We start from the raw sequence: 25,984 nt of genomic DNA, 5'->3' as shown, positions 1-25,984 counted from the left end.
GTTCCCGCCGGGCCGTTCCTGCGTTCGTCCGGCACGCGGCAGGACGGGAGGATGCGCGATGAGCGTGCAGCTCGCCCGTTACCTCAAGGATTTCGGCGCGCCGCCGCGCCCCAAGATGCCCACCTTCCAGCCGCCGTCCTTTGGCGACGAGGGGGGCGGCGTTGCGGCACAGGCGTTTGCCATGCCGCCGGCTGAGCCGCCGGTGGACCTGGCCGCCGAACGCGCCGAGGCCTTTGCGGATGGCAAGGCGGAAGCCGAAACGGAGCTTCGCAGCAAGCATGATGCCGAGATCACAGCCCTCAAGGAGGCGCACCAGGCTGAACTCGACAGTCTGAAGGCGCGCTACGAGAAGGATTACGCCCGTGCCCTTGCCGAGCGGTTTTCCACGCTGACGGGCGAGGTGGCCGAGCGCGTCGCCGCCGATACGGCCGAGGTTCTGGCGCCGGTGATGAACGACGTGCTGGCAAGAGGGGCTGTCGCCGATCTCGCCCGCATGATCATCGAGGGCCTGCAGGGCGACGAAGGCATGACGATAACCGTGAAGGGGCCGGCAAACCTCTTCCAGCAACTGGAATCGCATTTCGACGAACCCGCGCCGGTCTTCCGGCATGTCGAGATGCAGGATGTCGATTTGACGGTGGAGTTCGGCGAAACCGTCCTGGTAACGCGGCTGGCGGCCTGGGCTGACACCGTACGCAAGGTGCTTGCATGAGCGAAGGCGAAAATCACCACCACGGCAAGAACGAGATCATTATCGTCAAACGCCATGGCGATCATGAGGGCGACCACCATTCGGCCGCCTGGAAGATCGCCTACGCCGACTTTATGACCGCGATGATGGCCTTCTTCCTCGTGATGTGGCTCGTCAATGCCGCAAACGAGAAGACGCAGGCCTCGGTCGCCTCCTATTTCAACCCGATCAAGCTGACCGACGACAAGCCGGCCGACAAATCGGTGAAGAAGCCCGCCAACAGTGCTGAAGGCGAGGCGACACAGGATAAATCCAAGGAGCAGGGCCAGCAGCAGGCGAGCGGCAACGGCGCGGAAAGCGGCAAGGACGAGAAGACGACGGCCGGCGAGGAAGCGAAGTATTCCGAGGCCAACTTCTTCGAAAACCCCTATTCCGTCCTGTCGGAGATCGCACAGGAAGTCGGCCAGCAGGCCAATGTCAGCGCCAAGGGCGAGGGCGGGGCGGCCACGTCCGGCCCGGCGACCGGCGCCAATGGCGGCGAAGCCTATCGCGATCCGTTCGACCCTGATTTCTGGACCCAGCAGGTGGAGATCTCGCAGGCGACGGACGCCGGCAGCGAGGGCAAGACCGGCCAGCAGATGGCGGCCGCGAGCGACGACACCGTGAAGGAAGCCCTCGCCAAGGAAGAGGCGGAGAAGGCTGCTGCCGCGAAGGCCGAAGCGGAAAAGGCCGTTGCCGAGGCTGCCAAGGCCAAGGAAGACGAGAAGAAGACCGCCGAGGAAAAGAAGGCTGACGAACTGAAGAAACAGCTGGCGGAGCAGATCGGCACGCTTGGCAAGCTGGCCGAGGGGCTCAGCGTGACGCCGGCCGAGGGTGGGTTGCTCGTCAGCCTTACCGACCAGCTCGACACGCCGATGTTCAATGTCGGTTCGGCCGTTCCCAAGCGCGAAATGGTGCTGGCGATGGAGAAGATCGGCAAGGTCCTCGAGGGCCGGCCGGGCGCCATTGCCATCCGTGGCCATACCGATGCGCGTCCCTTCGCCGGTGGCAAGAACGACAACTGGAAGCTTTCCATGGATCGTGCGCAAAGCGCCTACTACATGCTGGTGCGCGGCGGCCTTGAGGAGAAGCGCGTGAGTCAGGTGACCGGCTTTGCCGATCGGCGGCTGAAGGTTCCGGCCGATCCGATGGCCGATGCCAACCGCCGTATCGAAATCCTTATCCAGGCCGAGGGCGGTTGACGCCATGGGTTTCTTGCGGCGCTTTCTCCTGACAGGTACGGTCTTGTGCGCAGCGCTCTCTGCCGTCGCACCCGCGCGCGCCGAAGACCTCGACGATCTTGCGCCCTACAAGATGATCCGCTCTCTGCAATATGTGCAGGACACGGTGGCGCTTGGCGATCACTCGGCAATGGAGATGCAGCGTTTCCTTTTGAGCACCATCGATGAGCGCCTGCGAACGGGGGAATCCGCGCTCTTCGACGATCCGCGCAACGTGGATGCCGCGCTCGTCTATGCGATGAGCGGCGGCAACCCCGAGACGCTGGAAGTGCTCATCAAGAAGGATGTCGACGGGCACTTCGATTCCCGCCTGACCGATGCCCTGCGCAGCTACCTCAGCGGCCGCGGCACCCAGAGCGTCAAGTCGCTCGCGGAAATCTTCCCGGAATACAAGCGCTCGCGCGTCGGCCCCTATCTGGCGCTGGTGTCGGCCAATTCGGTCATGCGCAAGGACCCGGCACTCGCGCTTACCTATTTCGACTGGGCGCGGCTCGTTGCCCCCGGCACGATCGTCGAGGAGGCGGCGCTGCGCCGCTCGATCTATATCGCCAGCGAGGCGGACTGGATCGACAAGAGCATGGCCTATGCCAACCGCTACGCACGGCGCTACCTGCGCTCGCCCTATGCCAGCCAGTTCGCGGATCTCTTCGTAAAACTGGCGGTCGATCACTTCGAGGCGATCAAGGAGGACGACATCCTTGAAATCCTCTCCTTCATGGACGTGCCGCGCCAGCGCGAGGTCTATCTGCGTATGGCGCGCCTTGCGGCGATCTCGGGCAAGAACAAGCTTGCTTCGCTTGCCGCCGAGCGGGCTCAGGTGCTGTCCGGCGACGGGGAGAGCGTGCCGAAGGTGCTGGCAGACCTCTATTCGGGCCTTGCCTCGGTGCCATCAGGGGATGTTGCGGAGGCGATGGAATCGATCATCGCAATTCCCGACGACAAACTGTCGACCAAGGACCGCGCCTTGAAGGCGGCGGCCCGCGCGGTGGCCGAGGAGGTCTTGCGCGAACCGGCGGTATCCGTGGCGGCGGAGACGCAGACCGAGACGGACCTCGCCAAGCCCGTGCAGCAGGCCGAGGACGCCTCGTCCGATGGACTGAGCGAAGCCGAGTTGGCAGACCGGGCGATGGATCCGCGGGCGGGTGGCGAAGAGAAGCCGGTCGCCGCTGCGGTCGAGCCGGAACAGGAAAAGAAAGAGCAGCCAGAAAGCGCCGGCATCGACCCGGCCTTCGATACATTCGTCTCGGGCGGCAGGTCCAAGCTCGACGAAATCGACGCGCTCTTGAAAGGAGAAGGCAGTTGAGCACCATCGGTAGTGGAGTTCTGGGCGTCGTGCAGGGACAGGCACCCGGGAAGAGCAAGGCCAGCCACGGTCAAAGCGCCGGCGCTTCGGAAGAGGGCGGTTTCGCCAGTGCGATCGCCAGCCTTTCGGGGCGCGAAGGCGACGGCGGGCGCAAGGGCGCGCGGCTGTCGATTTCCGGTGCAGCCGTCCGCGGTGAGCAGGACGGCGGAGAAACGGATCAGACCCGTGTAAAGCTCGGGCGCCGTGATGCGGCGGCATCGGCGGAGGCCGCCGGCAAGCATGCGGTGGATGCCGCCGAAGCCGACAACAGGCCTTTCGACGAGAAGGCGGCTGCCTTGCTGGAGGCGGCGAGCCGACAGGGACGCAAGACACAGGGCGAACTGCGTGATGGCAAGACCGCCGCGCACCTTGATGAGGAGGCGGCCGTGGACGCGGACGCTGCGGCGGCGGACGGAACGCAGGAGGCTGCGCCGAAAGTCGGGACGGATGTCGGCAATCTTCTCGAAATGCTGGCTGCGCCGAATGCAGTGTCGCTGGAGGCGGCCGCCAAGGCTGGCGTTCCGGGCGCCGGGGCGGATGGAAAAGCACAGACGGGCGGCAAGGGATCGGCCAAGGTCGATGCCCATGCCGACGCTGCTGCCAAGGCCGACGGAGCCCACGTGGCAGATGCCGGCGAGGTGCCGCAGTCCGATACCGATCAGCTCTTCCGGTTGATCCGTGCCGATGGCAAGGGACGGGACCTCGACATGAGTCTTTCCGACAAGGGCGATCGTGCGACCTTCCGGGATGCCACCCCGACCGGGCCGAAGGGTGAGACGGTGACCGTGGTCGATGCGCGCCGCTATATCGGTCTTGCTCAGGCCGGCAACGCGGCTGCCGTGACGACGGCGATTTCGCAGGACCCGCAATGGGCGGCGTCGCTGAGCGCCACCGGCGGGCTCAGCCACTCGGAGGCCGCAGCGACCGGCAAGGTTGTCAACACGCTGAAGATCCAGATGCATCCGATCGAGCTCGGTCTCGTCACGGCGACGCTGCGCCTGCATGGCGACGATCTCGTCGTCTCGCTGCAGGTGGAGACGGGCGAGGCCTATCGCCAGCTCACCGACGATCAGGACGCCATCGTGCGCGCATTGCGCGGGCAGGGCTTTGCCGTCGATCAGGTCAACGTCCAGCTCGCGCCGGCCGACAGGAGTTCGAATGCGCAGCAGGGTGACAGCCAGAGCCAGCAGCAACAGCAGTTCTCCAACCAGCCGCAGGCCCGCGAGGGCGGCAATGGCCGTCAGGGGGGCAATGGAGAGGGCGCAGGCAATTTTTCACACGAGGGAGCATCCCATGAAGGCACCACGTCGGACAACGCTCCTGGCCTTGCTGGCGGCCAGCCTCAGCGCTCTGGTGGTGTCTATCTCTGACGCGGAAGCCTCCGTCGGGGCGTGCGAGCGGGAAATCCTGGCCGCGGCCGCGAAATACGACATCCCCGCCGGCATCCTCTATTCCGTCGGTCTCACCGAGACCGGCCGGAAGGGCTCGCTGCAACCCTATGCCATGAACATCGAAGGCAAGGCCTTCTTCGGCCGCGACCGGCAGGACGCCCTGCAGGCCTTCGAGGCAGCACGGGCGCGGGGCGCCAAGCTGATCGATCTCGGCTGCATGCAGATCAACCACTACTTCCACGGCGAGCAGTTTTCCTCGCCTGCGGAAATGTTCGACCCGCGCAAGAATGTCGAGTATGCGGCGGCATTCCTCGCGCGGTTGCACGCCCGGCACGAGACCTGGACGATGGCCGTGGCGCGCTATCACGCCGGTCCCAACAATGACCCCGCGCAGAAGCGCTACGTCTGCCGGGTGATCGCAAACCTGGTCGCGACGGGCTATGGAAGCTGGACGGCGAACGCGAAACAGTTCTGTCAGTAATTCTATTAAAAGTTGAGATTTCGACCTTGATGGGGCCTGTGCCGTATTGTGGCAGGAATGCGCCCTGTTTTGGGATGACAAGGCGAAGCGTTAACCTTTGTTAACTTTTCCACCGTAAAATTGTGGCAAAATCCGAATTAACCTACTATATATAGATCAAATCGGCACGCAATTCTTAATCAACTGTTAATTCCACCCAGTCACTTCCTCTAGTTGCCGGTGATTCGCCCGATTCGTACCACTGCCTGAACGAGGCACCACACTGATTCGGAGGCGGACGAATGATCGTAGTGGTTGATGAGCGCGAGCTCGTTAAAGACGGCTATACTTCTCTTTTTGGTCGCGAGGGCGTGCCCTCGACGGGGTTCGATCCCCGTGAGTTCGGCGAGTGGGTGAATACCGCTGCCGATTCGGACATCGATGCGGTCGAGGCATTCCTGATCGGCCAGGGCCAGCTCTCCATGGAGCTGCCGCGCGCGATCCGTGATCGCTCGCAGGCCCCCGTGATCGCGGTCAGCGACACGCCCTCCCTGGAAACCACCCTTGCGCTGTTCGACAGCGGCGTCGACGATGTCGTGCGCAAGCCGGTTCATCCGCGTGAAATCCTGGCCCGTGCGGCGGCCATCCGGCGCCGCCTGAAGGCGTTGTCCAACTACACCGATATCGGTCCGATCCGCGTCTTCTCCGATGGCCGCGATCCCGAAATCACCGGGGACGTCTTCCCCCTTCCGCGCCGTGAGCGCCGCATCCTCGAATACTTGGTCGCCAACCGCGGCCGCCGGCTTTCCAAGACCCAGATCTTCAACGCGATCTACGGCATCTTCGACGAGGACGTCGAGGAGAACGTGGTCGAGAGCCACATCAGCAAGCTGCGGAAAAAGCTGCGCAAGAAGCTCGGTTTCGACCCGATCGATTCCAAGCGCTTCCTTGGCTACTGCATCGACTGGCAGAGCTGACACGACATTGCCGGCTGGCGGGGAAGGCGGACCCCGGCAGCCAGCTTCACGCAAGGCCCGTCCCATAGGGTCGTAGTGACGAGACGAACGGGGAAATGACATGAGCCTCTACGGTACGATGAGAACGGGTGTTTCCGGCATGAACGCACAGGCGAACCGCCTGAGCACCGTTGCCGACAACATCGCCAACGCGAACACGACCGGCTACAAGAAGGCCGGAACCCAGTTCTCCTCCCTTATCCTGCCCTCCACTGGCGGTGCCTACAATTCCGGTGGCGTCAACACGGACGTGCGGTACTCCATCTCCGCACAGGGCACCTTCACCTACACGACCTCGGCGACCGACCTTGCCATCAACGGCAAGGGCTTCTTCATCGTCCAGGGTTCCGACGGCGTCGAATACATGACGCGCGCCGGCGCCTTCACGCCGATGAACGACGGTACGCTGAAGAACTCGTCCGGCTTCACGCTGATGGGTTACCCCTATTCCTCGACCGAAGATCCGACGATCGTCATCAACGGCTTTGCCGGTCTCGAGCAGATCAACCTTGCATCCGGCGAACTGAACGTGAAGGCGTCCGAAAAGGGCTACCTGCACACCAACCTGCCGTCGAATGCCGAGGATCCCTTCTCCAAGACCACCTCGCTCGTCGCCTATGACAGCCTCGGCAACACGCGCAAGCTCGACTTCAAGTATTCCACCACCGGTACGCCGAACGAGTGGAGCCTGGAAGTCAGCTACACCGATCCGGACAGCGGCACGGTCACGCCGCTCCTGGCCGCGACGACCCTGACCTTTGACACGAACGGCAAGCTCGTCTCTCCGACGGACATCACGCTCGCCGGTCCCACGACCATCGGCGGCGGCGTGCTCAACCCGCTGGAAATCTCCATCGGCGGCGCCACCGGCGGCAGCACGCAGCTTGCGGCGGACTTCGCGGCCAAGGGCGACATCGACGGCATCGGCCCGAGCGGTGTTGCCGGCTACGAGATCAGCGACGACGGCATCGTCTACCTGAAATACGAGAACGGCGACCTTGCGCCGAAGTACCGTATCGCGATGGCGAACGTGCAGAGCCCGGACAACCTCAAGCCGCTGCCGGGCAACGTCTACTCGCAGAGCAGCGATTCGGGCGTCGTCGTCATGGGTTACGCCGGCAATGGCGGCTACGGCACCATCATCTCCGGCGCGCTGGAAGACTCCAACGTCGACATCGCCGAAGAGCTGACGAGCATGATCGAGTCGCAGCGCAACTACACGGCCAACTCGAAGGTCTTCCAGACCGGTTCCGAGCTGATGGAAGTCCTCGTCAATCTGAAGAGATAAGCCGGCATGACGCCGCGCGTGCATTCGAGAGTTAGGTAGATCCGATGTCGCTTTCAGCAGCAATGAAGACTGCTCAGTCCAGTTTCTCCAACGTAGGCCTGCAATCGGCCGTCGCGTCGAAGAACATTGCCAATGCAAGCAACCCGAACTACGCGCGCCGCGCGGCGATCCTCGCCACGGCGTCCTCCGGTGCCACCGTGGTGGAAACGCAGCGTGCCCAGAACGAGGCGCTGCTGAAGCAGAACCTGCTTTCGATCTCCAAGTCGAGCGGCCAGGAAACACTCCTGGCCGGTCTGACGCAGATGAAGATGATGATGGGCGGCGAGGACTACGAACTCGCCCCCTCCACCTATCTGGCGAAACTGCGCGACAATCTCCAGACCTTTGCCGACAAGCCGAGCGAAGTCTCGCTCGCCGAGACGGTGGTGTCGGATGCGATCGACGTTGCCAATGCGCTGAACAGCACGTCGAACGCCCTGCAGAAGCTGCGGGCGGAGGCGGATGCCGACATCGATACGGCGGTGGGGGAACTCAACCGCCTGCTCACGGAATTCAAGACCTACAATGACAAGGTCCGCCAGGGCACGGCTGCCGGCACCGATGTCAACGACGCGCTCGACCAGCGCGACAAGCTGCTGACCGAAATCTCGGGTCTCATCGGCGTTACGACAGTCAACCGCACGAACAATGACCTTGCGCTCTATACCAGCGACGGCACGGTCCTGTTCGAAACGGTGCCGCGCACCGTGAGCTTCCTGCCCACGACCACCTTCACCGCGGCCGTCGACGGCAACCAGGTCCTCATCGACGGGGTGCCGGTCCAGGCGGGCGCCGGCGGCAACACCAGCGCACAAGGGTCGATCGCCGCCCTGCTGCAGGTTCGCGACTACGTCGCGCCGACCTTCCAGAAGCAACTCGACGAGATCGCGCGCGGTGCGATCGAGGTGTTTTCCGAAGGCGGGGTCGAGGGGCTCTTCATCAGCAACGGCCTGCCCGCTGTTACGGATCCGGGTCTTGCTGCGGTCATCAGGGTCAATCCCGATGTCATCTCCAGCGAAGGCGGAAACCCGACAAAGCTGCGGGACGGGATCAACGCCGTCTACAACACGGACAACAATGCCAGTTTCTCCGAGCTTCTGAACGGCTATGCGTCGGCCTTCGAGGCACCGATGTCCTTCGATCCGGACGCGTCCATCGAAACGACAACGACCTTGCTTTCCTTTTCCAGCAGTTCGGTCGGCTGGCTGGAAGAGATCCGCAGCGCGGCGACGACGGCGGGTGGAGACAAGTCTGCCCTGCTCGGTCGCACTCAGGAAGCGCTTCTTAACGTCACGGCCGTCAGCCTCGACGAGGAACTGGCCCTGCTGCTCGATCTCGAGCAGTCCTACAAGGCGTCGGCCAAACTCGTGGCGGCGGTCGATGAGATGATCGCCTCTCTCCTCCAGGCGGCGGGGTAAGTTATGAAGACTTCTTTTGTTTCCAACATGTCCCTTCAAAATGCGATGCGGCTCACCGTGGCCAGCGCGCAGAAGGAGATGTTGCAGCTCCAGGAAGAAACGGTCACCGGCCGTCATGCCGATGTCGGCGCCGTACTGGGTGCCAAGACCGCGCGCACGCTGAACCTGCACCGCGATCTCCAGCGCATGGAATCGCTGAAGAGCACAAACGCGCTGACGACGCAGCGTCTCGCCGCTTCGCAGGAGGCGCTCGGCCAGATGTCGACGGCGGCGAACGACGCGATGGGCGTGCTGATTGCGCTTTCCGGCATCACCTCGCAGGACCAGCTGGATCTCGCCAAGGAAAACCTCGGCAACGCGCTTTCCACCTTCACCTCGGCTGCCAACACCTCGTTCAGCGGCGAGTATCTCTTCGCGGGCATCAATACCGACGTGATGCCGCTGAAGGACTATCTGGAAACGTCGCCGGCCTCGGATGCGAAGGTCGCCTTCGATGCCGCGTTTGCCGCGCATTTCGGCTTTCCGCAGACCGATCCGGCCGTCGCGGCCATTTCGGCGACGGATATGCAGGCTTTCATCGACAGTCTTGAAACCAGCTTCATGGACCCGGTGGACTGGCAGACGAACTGGTCGAATGCGTCCGACGAGAACATGCAGAGCCGCATCAGCGCTGCCGAGACGGTGCAAAGCTCGACCAACACCAATGTCGACGGCATGCGATACATGGCGCTCGGCCTCGTCATCGGCCAGGAAATGCTGTCGCTCGGCATCAGCGAACAGGCCCGCAAGACCGTCAGCGATGCCGCGATCGACTACATGGGACGCGCGATCTCCGGCGTCGATGGCGAGCGTTCGAAGCTCGGCATTTCCGAAGCACGCGTCAGCCAGGCCAATACATCGCTCGATGCCCAGGTCACCATCCTGAGCACCAGCATCAAGGACATGGAAGGCATCGATACCTACGAAGCGGCGACGCGCGTAACCACACTCGAATCGCAGCTTTCTCTCGCTTACACGCTCACGTCGAGGATCCAGAACCTGAGCCTACTGAACTACCTCTGATGAACCAGAGGGTACGGACACACATGAAGGATGTCTGAATGTACCAGTTTTCATATGCCGAGATCATGGAGGAAGGCGTCGCCGTCTCGAAAGATCGGGAACGGCAGGTCCTCGACCGGTCGATTGCGCTCCTGAAAGCGGCAATGGCCAGCGATGGCGGCAACCAGAGCCGGGAGGCTATCGAGGCGATCTACTTCACGCGCCGCGTCTGGATCCGCTTCATCGAAGATCTCGGAGATTCGGAAAACCAGCTCGAAGCGGAGCTGCGAGCCAACCTCATCTCCATCGCCATCTGGATACTCAAGGAAATCGAGAAGCTCCGCAAACGCGAATCCTCGAACTTCCAGGGCATCATCGACATCACCACCATCATCAAGGATGGCATAAAATGAAAAGTACACTGCGTATATCGCTGAAGTCTGGTGAGCGCATTTTCGTCAACGGCGCAGTTCTCAGGGTCGATCGCAAGGTCGCGATCGAGTTCCTGAACGATGTCACGTTCCTTCTGGAAAACCACGTCCTGCAGCCGGAACAGGCGACCACGCCGCTTCGCCAGCTCTATTTCATCGCGCAGATGTCGCTGATCAATCCGGAAGGCGCCGAACAGTCGATCGCCATGTTCCGCAAGTCGGTGATCATGCTGCTCTCGTGCTTCAAGAACGAGGAAGTGCTGGCGGAGCTCAAGCGCGTCGACGCGCTGGTCACGCAGGGCCGCGCCTTCGAAGCCCTGAAGGCGATCCGCGCGCTCTACCCGATCGAGGATCGCATCCTCAACAACCAGGAAATGGCACCGGCCACGATCGAACAGATCCGCAGGGAGATTGCACCATGGTAACGCCCGTCGGCGCCGCATCGGCGGCAGAAAAGCCCTACACTCCGACCGTCACCGGCGCCGAATCCGGCACCGACGAGAAGTCGGCGACCATCAACTACGAGAGCTTCCTGAAGCTGCTCGTGGCGCAGATGAAGAACCAGGATCCGACCGAGCCGATGGACGCGACCCAGCAGATGGCGCAGCTCGCGACCTTCTCTCAGGTCGAGCAGACCATCAAGACGAACAAGAACCTGGAAAGCCTGCTGCAGCGCACCTCGCTGCAAGAAGCCAACTCCGTCATCGGTCGCACCGTTACCAGCGAGGACGGCAAGATTTCTGGCGTGGTCAAGGAAGTCACGCTATACAATGACGGCATCGTCGCGACACTTGATTCGGGCAAGACCCTCGTCATCGGCCCCGGCGTGAAGATCAGCGAACCCAAGGCGAGTGATCCCGAAACGTGAATGAGGCAGACGCCCTCGATATAGCGCAAGCCGCCATCTGGACGGTGGTCGTGGCCTCCGGCCCGGCCGTGCTTGCGGCTATGATCGTCGGCGTCGCCATTGCCTTTGTGCAGGCGCTGACCCAGGTGCAGGAAATGACCCTCACCTTCGTGCCGAAAATCCTGGCGATCTTCGTGACGATCGCCATCTCTGCCCCGTTCATCGGCTCGCAGATCTCCATTTTCACGAACATCGTCTTCTCCCGAATAGAAAGCGGCTTCTAGTCCGCTCCTGCCACCCTCGCGCAAGCTTCGCCGGGTAGGTCATGAGATGAAATGGGCGACGCGTGTGACGCGCCGCCGCCTCTCATGACGAGACGGGACGCATTCAGATGGCGCAAGTACCGGCAATAAACCTTCCGAAGGTCAGCCCCAGCGGCCGCGATATCGCATTCGCCGTCGGCATCCTGACAATCCTGTCGATCCTCTTCCTGCCGATCCCGGCCTTCATGATCGACATCGGGCTGGCGTTCTCCATCGCCTTCTCGGTGCTGATCCTGATGGTCGCGCTGTGGATCCAGCGCCCGCTCGACTTCTCGTCCTTCCCGACGGTTCTCCTCATCGCGACCATGGTGCGCCTCGCGCTCAACATCGCGACGACGCGCGTCATCCTCTCGCATGGCAACGAGGGACACGATGCCGCGGGCGGGGTGATCGCCGGCTTTGCAAGCCTTGTCATGTCCGGTGATTTCGTCATCGGTATCATCGTCTTCATGATCCTCATCGTGGTGAACTTCATCGTCATCACCAAGGGCGCGACGCGCATCGCGGAAGTCGGCGCCCGCTTCACCCTCGATGCAATTCCCGGCAAGCAGATGTCGATCGACGCCGACCTTTCGGCCGGCCTCATCGACGAGAAGCAGGCGCAGCTGCGTCGCCGCGAACTGGAAGAGGAAAGCTCCTTCTTCGGCTCGATGGACGGTGCCTCGAAATTCGTGCGCGGCGATGCCATTGCCGGCCTGCTCATCACCGCCATCAATGTCTTCGGCGGCATCATCATCGGCTATTTCCGCCACGGCATGGAGCTCGGCGAAGCCGCTGACGTCTTCGTCAAGCTGTCGGTCGGTGACGGCCTCGTCTCGCAGATCCCGGCCCTCATCGTCTCGCTCGCCGCCGGCCTTATCGTCTCGCGCGGCGGCACGGCGGGCTCCACCGACCAGGCCGTCGTCAACCAGCTGTCCGGCTATCCGCGCGCGCTCTTCGTCGCCTCCGGCCTGATGATCCTGCTGGCGCTGATGCCGGGCCTGCCGTTCTTCCCGTTCATGGCACTGGGCGGCCTCATGGCCTTCGGCGCCTGGATTATTCCGCGCCGCATTGCCGAGGAAAACCGCGTCAAGCGCGAGCAGGAGGCCCAGCAGGTCCAGCAGAGCCGCGACCAGGAGAAGGATTCGGTCAAGTCGGTGCTGAAGACTGCCGAAATCGAGCTCCTGCTCGGCAAGCAGGTCTCCACGCGCCTTCTCGGCGCGCATCAGGAGCTTGCCTTCCGCGTCGGCAAGATGCGCAAGAAGTTTGCTGGGCAGTACGGCTTCGTCGTGCCGGAAATCAAGGTGTCGGACGACATCTCCATTCCGGACAAGTCCTATCAGATCCGAATCCATGGCACGACGATCGCATCCAACATCGTGCGCGTCGGCGAAGTCCTCGTCGTCACCGGCGGCGGCCGCAAGCCGAGCGTGCCGGGTGACGATATCCGCGAGCCCGCCTTCGGAATGCCGGCCGTGTCGATCCTTGAAACCTTCGCAGACGACCTGCGCCGTGAAGGTTTCCACCCGATCGACAACGTCTCGGTGGTTCTCACGCACCTGTCCGAAGTCATCCGCAACAACCTGCCGCAGCTCCTGTCCTACAAGGACGTCAAGGTGCTCATCGAGCGCCTGGATCCGGAATACCGCAAGCTCGCGGACGAGATCTGCTCGTCGCACATGTCCTATTCCGGCCTTCAGGCCGTCCTCAAGCTGCTGCTCGCCGAGCGCGTCTCGATCCGCAACCTGCATCTCATCCTGGAAGCGGTCGCCGAGCTTGCCCCGCATGTGCGCAAGACCGAGCAGATCGTCGAGCACGTGCGCATCCGCATGTCGCAGCAGATCTGCGGCGACCTTGCGGAGAACGGCGTGTTGCCGGTGCTGCGCCTCGGCAACAAGTGGGACATGGTCTTCCACCAGGCGCTCAAGCGCGACACCAAGGGCGAAATCGTCGAATTCGATATCGATCCGCGCCAGCTTGAGGAGTTTTCCGAGCAGGCAACCCGGGTTATCCGCGAGTTTCTCGATCGCGGCACGCCCTTTGTACTGGTCACGTCGCCCGAATCCCGCTCTTATGTGCGCATGATCATCGAGCGCCTCTTCGCCACATTGCCGGTTCTCTCGCATGTCGAGCTCGCCAAGGGCATCGAGATCAAGATCCTCGGCTCCATTTCATGATCACGGACCCGCAGGGCACGGTGCTGGCGCTGTTCGCCGCCTTCTGCCGTGTCGGCGGGTGCTTCATGCTGCTGCCGGGCTTCTCTTCCGCGCGCCTCACCGTACAGATCCGTCTGTTCCTTGCGGTGGCGGTTTCCATGGCGGTGCTGCCGATCCTGTGGGACACGATCTACCCCCGCACGTCGGGCTCGCTCGACAGCTATCTCTCGCTGATCGTCTTCGAGACCCTGACGGGCGCCGTTATCGGCCTCATCGCCCGCTACTATGTGCTTGGTCTGCAATTTGCCGGCACGGTATTGACGATGATGATGGGCTTCAATGCGCCGCCGACGCCCGATGTCCTTGAGGACACGGCAGAAAACCAGCTGACGAACCTGCTTTCCTTTGCCGGCCTGATGGTGCTCTTCATGCTGGATTTCCATCATGTCGTCATGCGGGCGCTGGTGGAATCCTACAATGTCATGCCGATCGGTGCCGGCTTCAATCCGCAGGGCGCGCTGATCACGCTCACCGATACGCTGAGCCAGACCTTCATGATCATGCTGAGGCTCGCGAGCCCCTTCATCCTCTACGGTCTTGTCTTCAACGTGGCCGTCGGCCTCATCAACAAGCTGGCGCCGCAGATCCCGATCTATTTCGTCTCGCTGCCCTTCATCATCACCGGGGGGCTGCTCCTGCTCTACTTCGGCATCTCCTCTCTGCTCGAGATCTTTGCGGCCGGCTTCACCCCGGTCTTCCGGGGGGAATAGCGATGGCGCAGAACCGCTCGGACAAGCTGAAGCGTCTCGTCAGCGTGCAGCGCCATCTGGAGAAGATGGCGGAGATCGACCTTGCCAATACCACGCGCCAGCGCGAGGAGGTCAGCGAGACGATGGAGGTCGTCGCGGGCGCCATCAACTCGCTGGATCCGATCCATCGCGGCTTTTCGCGGCACTATTCCGGCCAGTACAGCAAGTTGCAGCAGCAGGACCAGATGCTGGCCAATGTGCAGCAGATGCACGAGATGCGCGTGGTGCGCGAGCGCACCAAGGGCGACCGCATGGAAGAGCATCGCAAGGAAGCCCGCAGCGCCGAGGAGCGCGAGGCCGCCGACAATTCGATCTACGACCTCATCGACCAGCACATCGCCTACAAGGGCAATGACGATTAGGTGGTTTTGGAATAAGGCGCTGTAAGGACAGGCGATTTCTCGCGGCCTTTTCAAGCTTGCGTCAATATGGATTTACTCTGCAGCCGCGTCACGACTTCGTCATCTGCCACCAGCCTCCCGTAAGGTTGAGCAGCGATAGTCGCATCAGGACGATGACGGGGTTTGCCGAAGCAGCCGCAGGTGCGGCGCGGGCGGATCTGCTGTCCTGAACGGTCAGAGGCCGGCGAACCGCCATGAGGACGGGTTCGGCTCACGAGGATCACCTGAAAGGCTCAAGGACGTGGCAATTTCTCCCCCCAGCGACCTGGTGCTCGATGTCGTGCGTGCTGCCGACCCGACCCAGGTTCAGGAAGCGCAAGCCAGGCTGAAGTCGAACAAGGCCGCCTTCGAGGCGACGAGCCTTGCCGAGGCCGGCGCAGGCTTCCAGGCCACCGTCGGCAGCATTCTCAACCGGGATGCGGCCGGCGCCCAGTCGGCACAAGGCGTGTCCGCCGTGGGCGGCAAGGCCGTGCCGGAGCATATGCGCAAGTTCGAATCGATGGTGCTGCAGAATTTTGTGAAGTCCATGCTGCCGACCGACAGCGAGGAAATGTACGGCAAGGGCACGGCCGGCGAAATGTGGCGCGGAATGATGGCCGATCAGCTCGGCGAGGCGCTTGCCAAGGGCGGCGGCATCGGCATTGCCGAAAGCCTTGCCAAGAGCAGCGGCATCGGCGCGGCTTCGCCCGAGAAGGACAAGAATACCGACCGTGTCGCAGCCGGCATGGTGCAGGCCCTGCAGCGGCAAGCCTTTGCCGATCTGACGTCGGGCATCAAGGAACACGAGACGAAGATCTAAGCGGAGAACAACAAAATGGAACAGGCAACCAACGAACTGCGGATCCGCACCGTCCTCGGCCGGCTCGAAACGATCATCGACAACGAAAACGACAATATCGGTCGTGATCCCGATTTCGATCTGCCAACCTCGAACGCCCACAAGAGCCGCTGCCTCTATGAGCTGGCGATGCTGACGCGCGACGTGCGCCCTGACGAGGTGCCGCAGACCTTCTCCAGTCAGCTCGGCCGGGTGCGTGAAAAGCTCGCCACCAACGCCCAGCGCGTTTCCGCCCATCTGGAGGCCGTGCGCGAAGTCGTCTCTATCCTGAAGAATGCCGTGCAGGATCTCGAGGCGGACGGTACCTATTCGCAGGAGCAGTTCCGCCTGGGTTACGGCACATGATCAAGCTCATCGGCACCGGCGTCTGGATTCTCGCCATCACGCTCGCCTCGGTCTATTTTTCGCTGAAGATGGCCTCGGCCCCCAAGGTGGACACGGCCGCGGCCGAGCGCGAAGCGGCGCTGGAATTCGTCAGCGGATACACGACGACGGTGCCTGTGATCGGGGAGGGCGGCGTCAATGGCTACCTGCTGACCAAGCTTGCCTACAAGGCGAACAAGGAGCTGGCGGCCAAGCAGACCGTTCCCCTGCCGCAGATGATCACCGACGAGCTTTATACACTGCTCGTCGGCAAGAAGATGATCGACGTTGCGACGGTTGGCAGCTTCGACGTCGAAGCCTTCCGCGGCATCGTCAAGGAAGGGCTGAACCGCCGTTTCGGGGCGGAGGTCATAGCCGAGGTCTATGTCGAGCAGATCGACTACATCACCACCGCATCCGTGCAGGACCCCGCGCCCAAGCGTGGCCAGACGCTCGTCAAGGGCGAGGTTCCGGCCGGCAAACCGGCGGAAAAGAGCGGCGGCCACTAAGGCAATTCCGGCCGAAGGGAACCGGAGAGGCTTCAGGCGCTTAGCGCGGATACATGCATTCGTATGAGTCTGGCCGGCCGCCTCAGAGCGAGCCGGCCTTTGCCGTGTGACCGTCGTCCCGTACCATCACCGTGCCGGACAGCTTGTAGCGCAGCACATGATAGGCGAAGGCAGCCTGTGCCCTGTGCTGGGGCAGGCGCGACGGCGCCTTCATCAGCCGGTAGAACCAGCCGAGCCGGAACCGCCGAACGGCCTCGGGGATCGCGGGGGTGTTACCGGCGAGCGCATCGAACAGCGGGCCGAGACTGAGCACCAGCCGTGCATGGCCGGGGCCGACATGCCGGTCGATCCATTTCTCCTGCGCCGGGCTACCCATGGAAACGAGCAGGATGTCGACATTCGCCTCCCGCACCCGCTCCATGATCGCATCCGACTGGCCCTGGTCGAAATGGCCGTCGGCGATGGGCAGGAACTCGTGCCAGGGCGTATGCTGGCGAAGGGTGTCTGCGGCGCGCACCAGCGTCTCGGATTGTGCACCGATCAGCGCAACGCGCATCGATTTTGCAATATAGGTGAGGAGCGCTGGAACGAAGGCGATGCTTGTCAGGTTCGCCGGGAACTTGCGGCCGTGGAACACCATGGAGGCGATATCGACGCCGTCGCCGTCGGGCAGCACGACCTGGCGCTCCAGTACGGAACGGTATTCGGGATCGCGCATCATCAGGTTGGCATTGCCGGGATTGATGAAGGCGATGACGCTTTGGCCGAAGGGCATGGTCGCCACCTCCTCCGCGAAGGCGAAGGCTTCCGCCCAGCCAAGATCGCAGACCGGCAGGCCGAGAATATCCCGCTGCGAGGCGGTGATGTTGCCGGACACGAGGTTCATGGCAAGGGTCCTTTCGAAACGTCCGCAGGCGGGCAGCGGCCGGTCTTCAAGGTCGTCATGACCTCGAAAGCGGCGGGTTCGACGGGATCTGTGGGATAGGGCGTCATGCTGTTCCCGCAAGGCTGCTATTGGTGCCTGCCGATTTAGCAAGTTCCCCTGAAAGGCCGTTTAAGGATTTCCCGAAAAGGCGGCGGACCGTGTTCACGCATTGCTAACCATGATGGTACGCTGCCGATAAATTCTTTGAAAAACAACCATTTGAGTTTTCCAACTCCGGCTGCTTCAAGAAAAAAAATCCCGCAATCTGCGTCAAAAAAGGACTTTCTGCATGGCCGTGCGCGGTTCCGTCATGCCGCGGTCCTGCCTTTCATTGCTGACAGGAAAAAGCGCATTCGTCGGCCGGATCTGTGCTTTCCGGCAGGATATGCTTGAAATTATGCGTTTTGGACAGCATAGGGCGTTAAGAGGCCATCCCGCCGCGCGGGCGTCCCACTAGAGTGGGCGCACTTCATCCAGGGAGAGAAATGTGACCACCATTATCGATGGGAAGCAGGTTGCCGCTTCCGTGATTGACACCGTGAAGTCCGCTGCCGCTGCCCTGGAGAAGGATGCCGGCGTGAAGCCTGGTCTTGCCGTCATCATCGTCGGCGACGATCCGGCAAGTCACGCTTATGTCTCTTCCAAGAGCCGCATGGCCAAGGAATGCGGCTTTACCTCCATCCAGCATACGCTGCCGGAGCAGACCACGCAGGAGGAGCTTGCCCGCCTCGTCGAGACGCTCAACGCCGACGAGACCATCCATGGCATCCTGGTCCAGCTGCCACTGCCGAAGCACCTCGATTCCGAGCCGATCATCCAGTCGATCAAGCCGGAAAAGGATGTTGACGGCCTGCACGTCGTCAACGCCGGCAAGGTCGCGACGGGCGATCTCGAAGGAGGGCTCGTCTCCTGCACGCCGGCCGGCGCCATGGTCTTCGTACGCCGCACGCATGGCGAGGACTTGTCCGGCCTCAACGCGGTGGTGATCGGCCGCTCGAACCTCTTCGGCAAGCCGATGTCCGCTCTGCTCCTCGCCGCAAACGCGACGGTGACGACCGCCCATTCGCGCACGAAGGATCTCGCGGGCGCCTGCCGCAACGCCGATATCCTCGTTGCTGCCGTCGGCCGCCCGGAAATGGTAAAGGCCGACTGGGTGAAGCCGGGCGCGACCGTCATCGATGTCGGCATCAACCGCATCGCCGCGCCGGAAAAGGGGGAGGGCAAGTCCCGCCTCGTCGGCGACGTCGCCTTCGATGAGGTTGCCAAGGTTGCCGGCGCCATCACCCCGGTTCCCGGTGGTGTCGGTCCGATGACCATTGCCATGCTGATGGCCAACACGGTCATTGCCGCCTATCGCAAGGCCGGGCGCACGCCACCGAAGTTCTGAGCGGAAACATCATCGGTCCAGAGCGGCCCCTTATCCGGCCTGCCGGCCACCTTCTCCCCGCAAGCGGGGAGAAGAAGTGTGCCGCGCCGCCTTCTTCAGCCGCTCGTCATTCGTGGGGTGCGTCCCCTCTCCCCGCCTTGGGGGGAGAGGGTTCGGGTGAGGGGCAGGGCCCGACGCAGTGCCCTCCTCAGAAGCCTACTTCCCCGCCGGCGCCGGGCCTGTCGACGCGCGCACGATGAGGTCCGTCTTCCAGAGCTCCTGCTGCGGCAGGGTTTCCAGTGTGAGAATGTCGGCGATGAGGCGGCGGGCGATGCGCTGGCCGGCGGCACGCAGCGACGAGCGGGTCGTCGTCAGCGGCACCATGAAATTCTCCGGCTTCAGCATGGGCAGCACGTCGTCATGGGCGATGAGCGAAATGTCGACGCCGAGCTTCAGCCCTGCCTGGTTGATCGCCCGGACGGCGCCGAGCGCCAGGACCGTGCTGGAACACAGGACCGCGGTCGGCGGCGCTTCGAGCTGGAGGAAGCGCTCCATGGCGCGAAACCCGTGTTCGTCCGTCATTTGCGAATGCTGCACGCAGTCGTCGCGCAAGATGAGGCCGTGCTCGGAAAGCGCCCGCTCCGTGCCTTTCTTGCGGCGGATCGAGAAGGCGAGATAGTCCGGTCCGTTGATCAGCGCGAGATGCCGGTGACCGAGCTGCACCAGCAGCCGTGTCGCATCGTAGAAGGCGCCGGTGTTGTCGATGTCGAGATAGGGATAGTCCGTCGGCACGCCGATCGACCGACCGTGCACGACGAAGGGCGTCTTCAACGTCTTCATCATGGCAATGCGCGGGTCCTTCTCGCGCATATAGGCGAGGAACAGCGCATCCACATTGCCGCTCGCCACCAGCCGTCGGCAGGTGGCGACCTCTTCTTCCGGATGGCTCGGGTTGATGACGAAATGAAAGTCGTGCTTGACCGCCTCGTCGCCGAGGCCGGCGAGGAATTCGCCGAAATGCACGTCGGATTCGATGCCGTCGGCCGTCGGCATGACAAGGCCGATCGAGCCCGCCCGGCCCGTTGCCAGCCGTTGCGCCGCCCGGTTCGGCCGGTATCCAGTCTCGCGGACAGCGTCGAGCACGCGCTGGCGTGTCTCGGCATTGACCTCCGGATAACCGTTCAATGCTCTGCTCACGGTTGTCTGGGAGAGGCCCAGCAACTGCGATAATTGCTTGAGATTCACATGCTTAGCTTTCTTGAAACATTAAAAGCGCTTTGGATGTCTTCTCTTTTCGTTCCCTGGATGTGTCCCAAAGCGTTTTGGCATGTAACATCAGCAAATCATTTAGGAAAAGCGGATTTGGCCTTTTTGCGCCGCAAAACTACGCTGCACTGCGTTAAATCCCGCATTTTTGTCCACAAACCTCTGAGGGGTACTTGACGAAGCTCGGAAGGAAATGGGATGAAAGGAAATCCAAAGCGCTTTGAATTTTGGGGTATTTTAGAGAATGCCCGCCCCGGGAGAGGGCGGGTTTGCTATGGGAGGCAAATCTCGTGAAAAAGACATTGCTGATGACGGCCGCGCTCGCTCTTTTGATGGCGGGCGGCGCCGCCGCGGCCGACTTGAAATTCAAGCCGGGCGAGGATTCCAAGTTCAATTGGCAGAGTTTCGAGGATTTCAAGAAGGGCCACGACCTCAAGGGTCAGACGCTGACCATTTTCGGCCCCTGGCGCGGTGAGGACGAGGCGCTTTTCAAGATAGTCTATGCCTATTTCACCGAGGCGACGGGCGTCGAGATCAAATATTCCTCTTCCGAAAACTACGAGCAGCAGATCGTCATCGACACCCAGGCCGGCAGCCCGCCTGACGTCGCCATCCTGCCGCAGCCGGGCCTCATCGCTGACCTTGCCTCCAAGGGGTATCTGACCCCGCTCGGCGACGAGACCAAGCAATGGCTGCTCGACAATTACGCCGCCGGCCAGTCCTGGGTCGATCTTTCGACCTACAAGGGCAAGGACGGCAATGCCGCACTCTTCGCCTTCCCCTACAAGATCGACGTGAAGTCCCTCGTCTGGTACGTGCCGGAAAATTTTGAAGATGCCGGCTATGAAGTGCCGAAGACCATGGAAGACCTGAAGGCGCTGACCGAGCAGATCGTCGCCGACGGCGGCACGCCCTGGTGCATCGGTCTCGGTTCCGGCGGCGCGACCGGCTGGCCGGCGACCGACTGGGTCGAAGACCTGATGTTGCGCACCGCGTCCCCGGAAACCTACGACAAGTGGGTAAAGAACGAGATCCCCTTCACCGATGCTTCGGTGGTCGGCGCGCTCGACGAATTCGGCTGGTTCGCCAAGAATGACAAGTTCGTCGATGGCGGCGCGGCGGCGGTCGCCTCCACCGACTTCCGCGACAGCCCGAAGGGCCTCTTCGCCTCGCCACCGAAGTGCTACCTGCACCATCAAGCGTCGTTCATCCCGTCCTTCTTCCCGGAAGGCACCGTTGTCGGCGAGGATGCGGACTTCTTCTACATGCCGCCCTATGCCAGCAAGCCGGAACTCGGCAATCCCGTGCTCGGCGCCGGCACGCTCGCGATGATCACCAAGGACACGCCGCCCGCCCGCGCGTTCATCGAGTTCCTGAAGACGCCCATCGCGCACGAACTGTGGATGGCGCAGACCAGCTTCCTGACGCCCTACAAGAGCGCCAACAAGGAGGCCTATGCCAATGCGCCGATGAAGAAGCAGGGCGAGATCCTGCTCAATTCGACGACCTTCCGTTTCGACGGTTCGGACCTGATGCCGGGCAAGATCGGCGCGGGTGCATTCTGGACCGGTATGGTCGATTTCGTCGGCGGCAAGTCCGCGGCCGATGTCGCCGGCGGCGTGCAGAAGGCCTGGGACGCCATCAAGTAACATCCTGGCGAACCGGCCGGCAGCCGCCGGCCGGTTTTCCCGAGCATGCAAACGTGCAGCCGGACCATGCGGTGGCCAAGCCGCGTGAACAGTCGATGTGGCTTCGGAAGACGTCAAGCAAACACCTGAAGCGAAGGCCGCGCTGCACGAAAAGAAGCCGTAGGGGACTTTTCCAGGGGAGGGACTGCCGTGCAGCAATTGTTATTCGCCGTCTTCACGATGGTCGGGGGCGTTCTCGCCTGCGTCCTCTACTTCTTCGGGACGAATTTCCTGCTCGACAGGATGTTTCCCTCCAAGGGGCTGACGGGCGCTGAGGCTTCGAAGAACCTGCGCATCACCAATGCGATCCGGCCCTGGCTGTTCATGGCGCCTGCGCTCTTCGCACTGACGATCTACCTCGTCTATCCCGTCTTCGAGTCCGTTCGACTCGCTTTCCATGACCGCACGGGCCAGCAGTTCGTCGGCTTCAGCAATTTCGCCTGGATGATCAACGACGGCGAATTCCGCCAGTCGATCTTCAACAATTTCCTCTGGCTGCTGGTGGTGCCGGCGCTCTCCACCTTCTTCGGCCTGATCGTCGCCGCGCTGACCGACCGCATCTGGTGGGGCAACATCGCGAAAACGCTGATCTTCATGCCGATGGCGATCTCCTTCGTCGGCGCCGCCGTCATCTGGAAATTCGTCTACGACTACCGCGCCGAAGGCTCCGAGCAGATCGGTATCCTCAATGCCATCGTCGTCGCCATGGGCGGCTCGCCCGAAGCGTGGATGACCATCCCCTTTTGGAACAACTTCTTCCTGATGGTCATCCTGATCTGGATCCAGACGGGTTTTGCCATGGTCATCCTCTCGGCGGCGCTGCGCGGCATTCCGGAGGAGACGATCGAGGCGGCCGTCATCGACGGTGCCAATGGTTTCCAGATCTTCTTCAAGATCATGGTGCCGCAGATCTGGGGCACGATCGCCGTCGTCTGGACGACGATCACCATCCTGGTGCTGAAGGTCTTCGACATCGTGCTCGCGATGACCAACGGCCAATGGCAGACGCAGGTTCTGGCGAACCTGATGTTCGACTGGATGTTCCGCGGCGGCGGCGATTTCGGGCGTGGCGCGTCCATTGCCGTCGTCATCATGATCCTGGTCATACCCATCATGATCTGGAACATCCGCAACGCCACCAAGGAAATGGAAGGCCACTGAGATGATCGCCTCGTCCCGTTCGCCGCTCGTCTTCGCCGTCCATCTTTCCGTCCTTCTGCTCGTCGCGCTCTGGACCCTGCCGACGGCGGGCCTCCTGATCTCCTCGCTGCGCGACAAGGACCAGCTCGCCGTCTCCGGCTGGTGGACCGCGCTTTCCACCTCTTCGCAGAACCTGACCGGCCGCGCTGCCGCCCCGGAGGCGCAGGTCGAGCGTGACGGCAAGTTCGTCATATCCGGCAATTTGCTGGAAGGCGGTGACGCAAAGGTCTCCGCCTTCGGCTTCCGCCCCTTGCAGCCGACCGCCTTCGAGGCCGGCGCTGCCGCCGATATCGGCGACGGCCAGACGCTGACCGTCAAGGAGGACGGCAGCTACGAGATCGTTTCGCCGACGAAGATGGAGGGCACGCGCGGCCAGCGCATCTTCTATACCGCCTCCGCGCCGCCGCGCTTTACCCTCGACAACTATCGCGAAGTGCTGAATGCCGAGGGCATCGGCAGGTCCTTCATCAATTCGCTCACCGTGGCGATCCCCGCAACGATCATCCCGATCCTCGTTGCCGCCTTCTGCGCCTATGCGCTCGCCTGGATGCCCTTTCCGGGCCGGGCGATCCTGATCGCTGTCATCGTCGGCCTGCTCGTCGTGCCGCTGCAGATGTCATTGATCCCGCTGCTGCGGCTCTATAACGGCGTCGGCGCCTTCTTTGGCGTGCCGGCGAAGACCTATGTCGGTATCTGGCTCGCCCATATGGGCTTCGGCCTGCCGCTCGCGGTCTATCTCCTGCGCAACTACATGGCTGGCCTGCCGCGCGAGATCATGGAATCGGCCCGTGTCGATGGTGCGTCGGATTTCGATATCTTCGTGAAGATCATCCTGCCGCTGTCTTTCCCGGCACTCGCGTCCTTTGCCATCTTCCAGTTCCTGTGGACCTGGAACGACCTGCTCGTCGCCATGGTCTTCCTCGGCGCGGGCAACGAGGAGCTCGTTCTGACCGGGCGTCTCGTCAACCTTCTGGGCTCGCGCGGTGGCAACTGGGAAATCCTTACGGCGTCCGCCTTCATCACCATCGTCGTTCCTCTGATCGTCTTCTTTAGCTTGCAGCGTTATCTCGTGCGCGGCCTGCTGGCGGGCTCGGTCAAGGGTGGCTGACGAAGGCAGTTGCCACAAAAGCGTGAAGCGGTTTGCATTCGCAATCGCGTAAAAATCAAAGATGCACAGGACAAGCAGCATGACGATGTCGGATTCCACCCTTCTCGTACCGGACAAGGACTGGTGGCGTGGCGCGGTGATCTACCAGATCTATCCGCGCTCCTATCAGGATACCAACGGCGACGGGATCGGCGACCTCAGGGGTATTGCGGAGCGGCTTTCCCATGTCGCCTCCCTCGGTGTGGATGCGATCTGGATATCGCCCTTCTTCACCTCGCCGATGAAGGATTTCGGCTACGACGTCTCCGACTACCAGGACGTCGATCCGATCTTCGGTGCGCTCGCCGATTTCGATGCGCTGATCGCCGAGGCGCACCGCCTCAACATCCGCGTGATGATCGACCTCGTGCTGTCGCACACCTCGGACAAGCATCCCTGGTTCGTCGAAAGCCGTTCCCGGCGCACCAATCCGCGGGCGGACTGGTATGTCTGGGCCGATTCCAAACCGGACGGCACGCCGCCGAACAACTGGCTGTCGATCTTCGGCGGTTCGGCCTGGCAATGGGATCCGACGCGCCTGCAATATTACATGCACAATTTCCTGACCTCGCAGCCGGACCTCAACCTGCACAATCCGGAAGTGCAGGATGCGCTGCTCTCGGTCGCCCGCTTCTGGCTGGAGCGCGGTGTCGATGGCTTCCGTCTCGACACGATCAACTTCTACTTCCACGACAAGGAGCTGCGTGACAACCCGTCGCTCGCCCCCGAGCGCCGCAACGCCCAGACCGCGCCGGCCGTGAACCCCTACAACTACCAGGAACATCTCTACGACAAGAACCAGCCGGAAAATCTGGAGTTCCTCAAACGGTTCCGTGCGGTCATGGAGGAGTTTCCGGCCATCGCTGCCGTTGGCGAGGTGGGCGACAGCCAGCGCGGCCTTGAAATCGCCGGTGAATACACGTCCGGCGGCGACAAGATGCACATGTGCTACGCCTTCGAGTTCCTTGCGCCCGAACCGCTGACACCGGCCTTCGTTGCCGACACGCAGCATGCCTTGGAAAAGGCGGCGCCCGAGGGCTGGGTCTGCTGGGCCTTCTCCAACCACGACGTCATGCGCCATGTCAGCCGCTGGGGCAGCGCCGTCACCGATCATGAGGCCCATGCCAAGCTGCTCGCCAGCCTGCTGATGTCGCTGCGCGGCTCGGTCTGCATCTACCAGGGCGAGGAGCTGGCCTTGCCGGAAGCCGAGCTTGCCTATGAGGACCTGCAGGATCCCTATGGCATCCAGTTCTGGCCGGATTTCAAGGGCCGCGACGGCTGCCGCACGCCGATGGTCTGGGAAAGCACCGAGCTGTCCGGCGGCTTCAGCAAGGGAAAACCCTGGCTTCCGGTGCCGGCCGTTCATCTCGAGCGCGCTGTCGACATACAGGAGGGGGATGCGGCCTCGGTGCTTGCGCACTACCGGCGCTTTCTTGCCTTCCGCAAGGAGCACGTGGCATTGGTGAAGGGCGAGATTGCATTTCAGTCGGCCGAAGGCGCGATCCTTTCCTTCGTGCGCACGCACGGCAACGAGAAGGTTTTCTGCGCTTTCAACATGAGCCCGATCGCGCGCCTTGCGGACTTGCCTGATGGCACGCTGCAGGTTCTGGAGGGCCACGGGTTTGAAAGCATGATGCATGCGGAAAGCATCGAACTTCCGGCCTGGAGCGGGTTTTTCGCGCGCTTCGTGTAACCGGTCAGAACAATTCCGGCGAAAGTGGAAGGCGGGTCGCCTCCGGAACTGCGCCAAACAGGGACTATAGGGGAGAG

The 25,984-nt window shown here is 62.5% G+C and carries 26 protein-coding genes; 24 read left to right on the top strand and 2 right to left on the bottom strand.

All coding sequences use genetic code 11. The features are described 5' to 3' along the window. Nucleotides 1–58 precede the first annotated feature (58 nt). The 19 genes from AKG11_RS21870 to AKG11_RS21780 all read left to right on the top strand — a co-directional run bounded on the left by AKG11_RS21870 (nt 59) and on the right by AKG11_RS21780 (nt 16,622). Complete coding sequence (locus AKG11_RS21870; RefSeq protein ID WP_050745448.1) at nt 59–712, top strand: FliH/SctL family protein; 654 nt, start codon at nt 59–61, stop codon at nt 710–712. Beyond that, nucleotides 709–1,932, top strand: a complete 1,224-nt coding sequence (locus AKG11_RS21865; protein WP_023515230.1) for a MotB family protein — start codon at nt 709–711, stop codon at nt 1,930–1,932. Before AKG11_RS21870 ends, AKG11_RS21865 begins: the two co-directional genes overlap by 4 nt. A gap of 4 nt (nt 1,933–1,936) precedes the next feature. Further along, the gene (motC, locus tag AKG11_RS21860; protein WP_050745447.1) at nt 1,937–3,274 is read left to right on the top strand and encodes a chemotaxis protein MotC; all 1,338 of its coding nucleotides are present in this window, start codon (nt 1,937–1,939) and stop codon (nt 3,272–3,274) included. Beyond that, entirely contained in the window at nt 3,271–4,683 is a 1,413-nt protein-coding gene (locus AKG11_RS21855; RefSeq protein ID WP_050745446.1) for a flagellar hook-length control protein FliK, read from the top strand. Before motC ends, AKG11_RS21855 begins: the two co-directional genes overlap by 4 nt. Next, on the top strand, nt 4,607–5,185 hold the full coding sequence (locus tag AKG11_RS21850) for a transglycosylase SLT domain-containing protein (protein WP_050745445.1): 579 nt from the start codon (nt 4,607–4,609) through the stop codon (nt 5,183–5,185). The genes AKG11_RS21855 and AKG11_RS21850 overlap by 77 nt, the downstream gene beginning before the upstream one ends. A gap of 281 nt (nt 5,186–5,466) precedes the next feature. Continuing rightward, on the top strand, nt 5,467–6,141 hold the full coding sequence (gene rem / locus AKG11_RS21845; protein WP_023515619.1) for a transcriptional activator Rem: 675 nt from the start codon (nt 5,467–5,469) through the stop codon (nt 6,139–6,141). A gap of 100 nt (nt 6,142–6,241) precedes the next feature. Then, nucleotides 6,242–7,468, top strand: coding sequence for a flagellar hook protein FlgE (locus tag AKG11_RS21840; RefSeq protein WP_023515618.1), 1,227 nt, complete (start codon nt 6,242–6,244; stop codon nt 7,466–7,468). Between the two features lie 44 nt (nt 7,469–7,512). After that, complete coding sequence (gene flgK / locus AKG11_RS21835) at nt 7,513–8,925, top strand: flagellar hook-associated protein FlgK (protein WP_050745444.1); 1,413 nt, start codon at nt 7,513–7,515, stop codon at nt 8,923–8,925. A 3-nt stretch (nt 8,926–8,928) separates the two neighbouring features. Continuing rightward, nucleotides 8,929–9,987 carry a flagellar hook-associated family protein gene (locus AKG11_RS21830; protein ID WP_024270942.1) on the top strand — a complete coding sequence of 353 codons (1,059 nt, stop codon included), beginning with the start codon at nt 8,929–8,931 and terminating at the stop codon, nt 9,985–9,987. A 38-nt stretch (nt 9,988–10,025) separates the two neighbouring features. Then, nucleotides 10,026–10,379 carry a flagellar biosynthesis regulator FlaF gene (gene flaF, locus AKG11_RS21825; protein WP_050745443.1) on the top strand — a complete coding sequence of 118 codons (354 nt, stop codon included), beginning with the start codon at nt 10,026–10,028 and terminating at the stop codon, nt 10,377–10,379. Continuing rightward, nucleotides 10,376–10,822, top strand: a complete 447-nt coding sequence (gene flbT, locus AKG11_RS21820; RefSeq protein ID WP_024270944.1) for a flagellar biosynthesis repressor FlbT — start codon at nt 10,376–10,378, stop codon at nt 10,820–10,822. The genes flaF and flbT overlap by 4 nt, the downstream gene beginning before the upstream one ends. After that, complete coding sequence (flgD, locus tag AKG11_RS21815; protein ID WP_024270945.1) at nt 10,816–11,265, top strand: flagellar hook assembly protein FlgD; 450 nt, start codon at nt 10,816–10,818, stop codon at nt 11,263–11,265. Before flbT ends, flgD begins: the two co-directional genes overlap by 7 nt. Beyond that, the gene (fliQ, locus tag AKG11_RS21810; protein WP_023516601.1) at nt 11,262–11,528 is read left to right on the top strand and encodes a flagellar biosynthesis protein FliQ; all 267 of its coding nucleotides are present in this window, start codon (nt 11,262–11,264) and stop codon (nt 11,526–11,528) included. The genes flgD and fliQ overlap by 4 nt, the downstream gene beginning before the upstream one ends. 107 nt (nt 11,529–11,635) lie before the next feature. Further along, entirely contained in the window at nt 11,636–13,723 is a 2,088-nt protein-coding gene (gene flhA / locus AKG11_RS21805; protein ID WP_024270946.1) for a flagellar biosynthesis protein FlhA, read from the top strand. After that, nucleotides 13,720–14,472 (top strand): flagellar biosynthetic protein FliR, encoded by a 753-nt coding sequence (gene fliR, locus AKG11_RS21800; protein ID WP_023517399.1) that lies wholly within the window; start codon nt 13,720–13,722, stop codon nt 14,470–14,472. Before flhA ends, fliR begins: the two co-directional genes overlap by 4 nt. Nucleotides 14,473–14,474: 2 nt before the next feature. Then, on the top strand, nt 14,475–14,873 hold the full coding sequence (locus tag AKG11_RS21795) for a hypothetical protein (protein WP_024270947.1): 399 nt from the start codon (nt 14,475–14,477) through the stop codon (nt 14,871–14,873). Nucleotides 14,874–15,153: 280 nt separating this feature from the next. Then, nucleotides 15,154–15,711, top strand: coding sequence for a rod-binding protein (locus AKG11_RS21790; protein WP_050745442.1), 558 nt, complete (start codon nt 15,154–15,156; stop codon nt 15,709–15,711). Nucleotides 15,712–15,726: 15 nt separating this feature from the next. After that, nucleotides 15,727–16,095 carry a hypothetical protein gene (locus AKG11_RS21785; protein ID WP_023515741.1) on the top strand — a complete coding sequence of 123 codons (369 nt, stop codon included), beginning with the start codon at nt 15,727–15,729 and terminating at the stop codon, nt 16,093–16,095. Then, entirely contained in the window at nt 16,092–16,622 is a 531-nt protein-coding gene (locus tag AKG11_RS21780; RefSeq protein ID WP_023515740.1) for a hypothetical protein, read from the top strand. The genes AKG11_RS21785 and AKG11_RS21780 overlap by 4 nt, the downstream gene beginning before the upstream one ends. An 82-nt stretch (nt 16,623–16,704) precedes the next feature. On the opposite strand, the gene AKG11_RS21775 is transcribed toward AKG11_RS21780, so the two are convergent. After that, nucleotides 16,705–17,508, bottom strand: a complete 804-nt coding sequence (locus tag AKG11_RS21775) for a WecB/TagA/CpsF family glycosyltransferase (protein ID WP_050745441.1) — start codon at nt 17,506–17,508, stop codon at nt 16,705–16,707. A gap of 526 nt (nt 17,509–18,034) precedes the next feature. Here AKG11_RS21775 and folD point away from each other — a divergent pair. After that, nucleotides 18,035–18,934: a bifunctional methylenetetrahydrofolate dehydrogenase/methenyltetrahydrofolate cyclohydrolase FolD gene (gene folD / locus AKG11_RS21770; RefSeq protein WP_023515738.1), complete on the top strand. Its 900-nt coding sequence runs from the start codon at nt 18,035–18,037 to the stop codon at nt 18,932–18,934. A gap of 195 nt (nt 18,935–19,129) precedes the next feature. On the opposite strand, the gene AKG11_RS21765 is transcribed toward folD, so the two are convergent. Continuing rightward, nucleotides 19,130–20,158 (bottom strand): substrate-binding domain-containing protein, encoded by a 1,029-nt coding sequence (locus tag AKG11_RS21765; RefSeq protein WP_050745440.1) that lies wholly within the window; start codon nt 20,156–20,158, stop codon nt 19,130–19,132. Between the two features lie 329 nt (nt 20,159–20,487). Here AKG11_RS21765 and AKG11_RS21760 point away from each other — a divergent pair, with 329 nt between their 5' ends. The 4 genes from AKG11_RS21760 (at nt 20,488) to AKG11_RS21745 (ending at nt 25,907) form a co-directional block, all read left to right on the top strand. Next, nucleotides 20,488–21,828: an ABC transporter substrate-binding protein gene (locus AKG11_RS21760; RefSeq protein ID WP_371260130.1), complete on the top strand. Its 1,341-nt coding sequence runs from the start codon at nt 20,488–20,490 to the stop codon at nt 21,826–21,828. 189 nt (nt 21,829–22,017) lie between these two features. After that, the gene (locus AKG11_RS21755) at nt 22,018–23,028 is read left to right on the top strand and encodes a carbohydrate ABC transporter permease (protein ID WP_050745439.1); all 1,011 of its coding nucleotides are present in this window, start codon (nt 22,018–22,020) and stop codon (nt 23,026–23,028) included. A 1-nt stretch (nt 23,029) separates the two neighbouring features. Beyond that, nucleotides 23,030–24,175, top strand: coding sequence for a carbohydrate ABC transporter permease (locus AKG11_RS21750; RefSeq protein WP_050745438.1), 1,146 nt, complete (start codon nt 23,030–23,032; stop codon nt 24,173–24,175). Nucleotides 24,176–24,254: 79 nt separating this feature from the next. Further along, complete coding sequence (locus tag AKG11_RS21745; protein WP_024270949.1) at nt 24,255–25,907, top strand: beta-galactosidase BglA; 1,653 nt, start codon at nt 24,255–24,257, stop codon at nt 25,905–25,907. Nucleotides 25,908–25,984: the final 77 nt, after the last annotated feature.

Source organism: Shinella sp. SUS2, assembly GCF_001262505.1.
Classification (GTDB): Bacteria; Pseudomonadota; Alphaproteobacteria; order Rhizobiales; family Rhizobiaceae; genus Shinella.
Note: the sequence above shows the minus strand (reverse complement) of the source record. Positions and strands in the feature narration are given on the sequence as shown.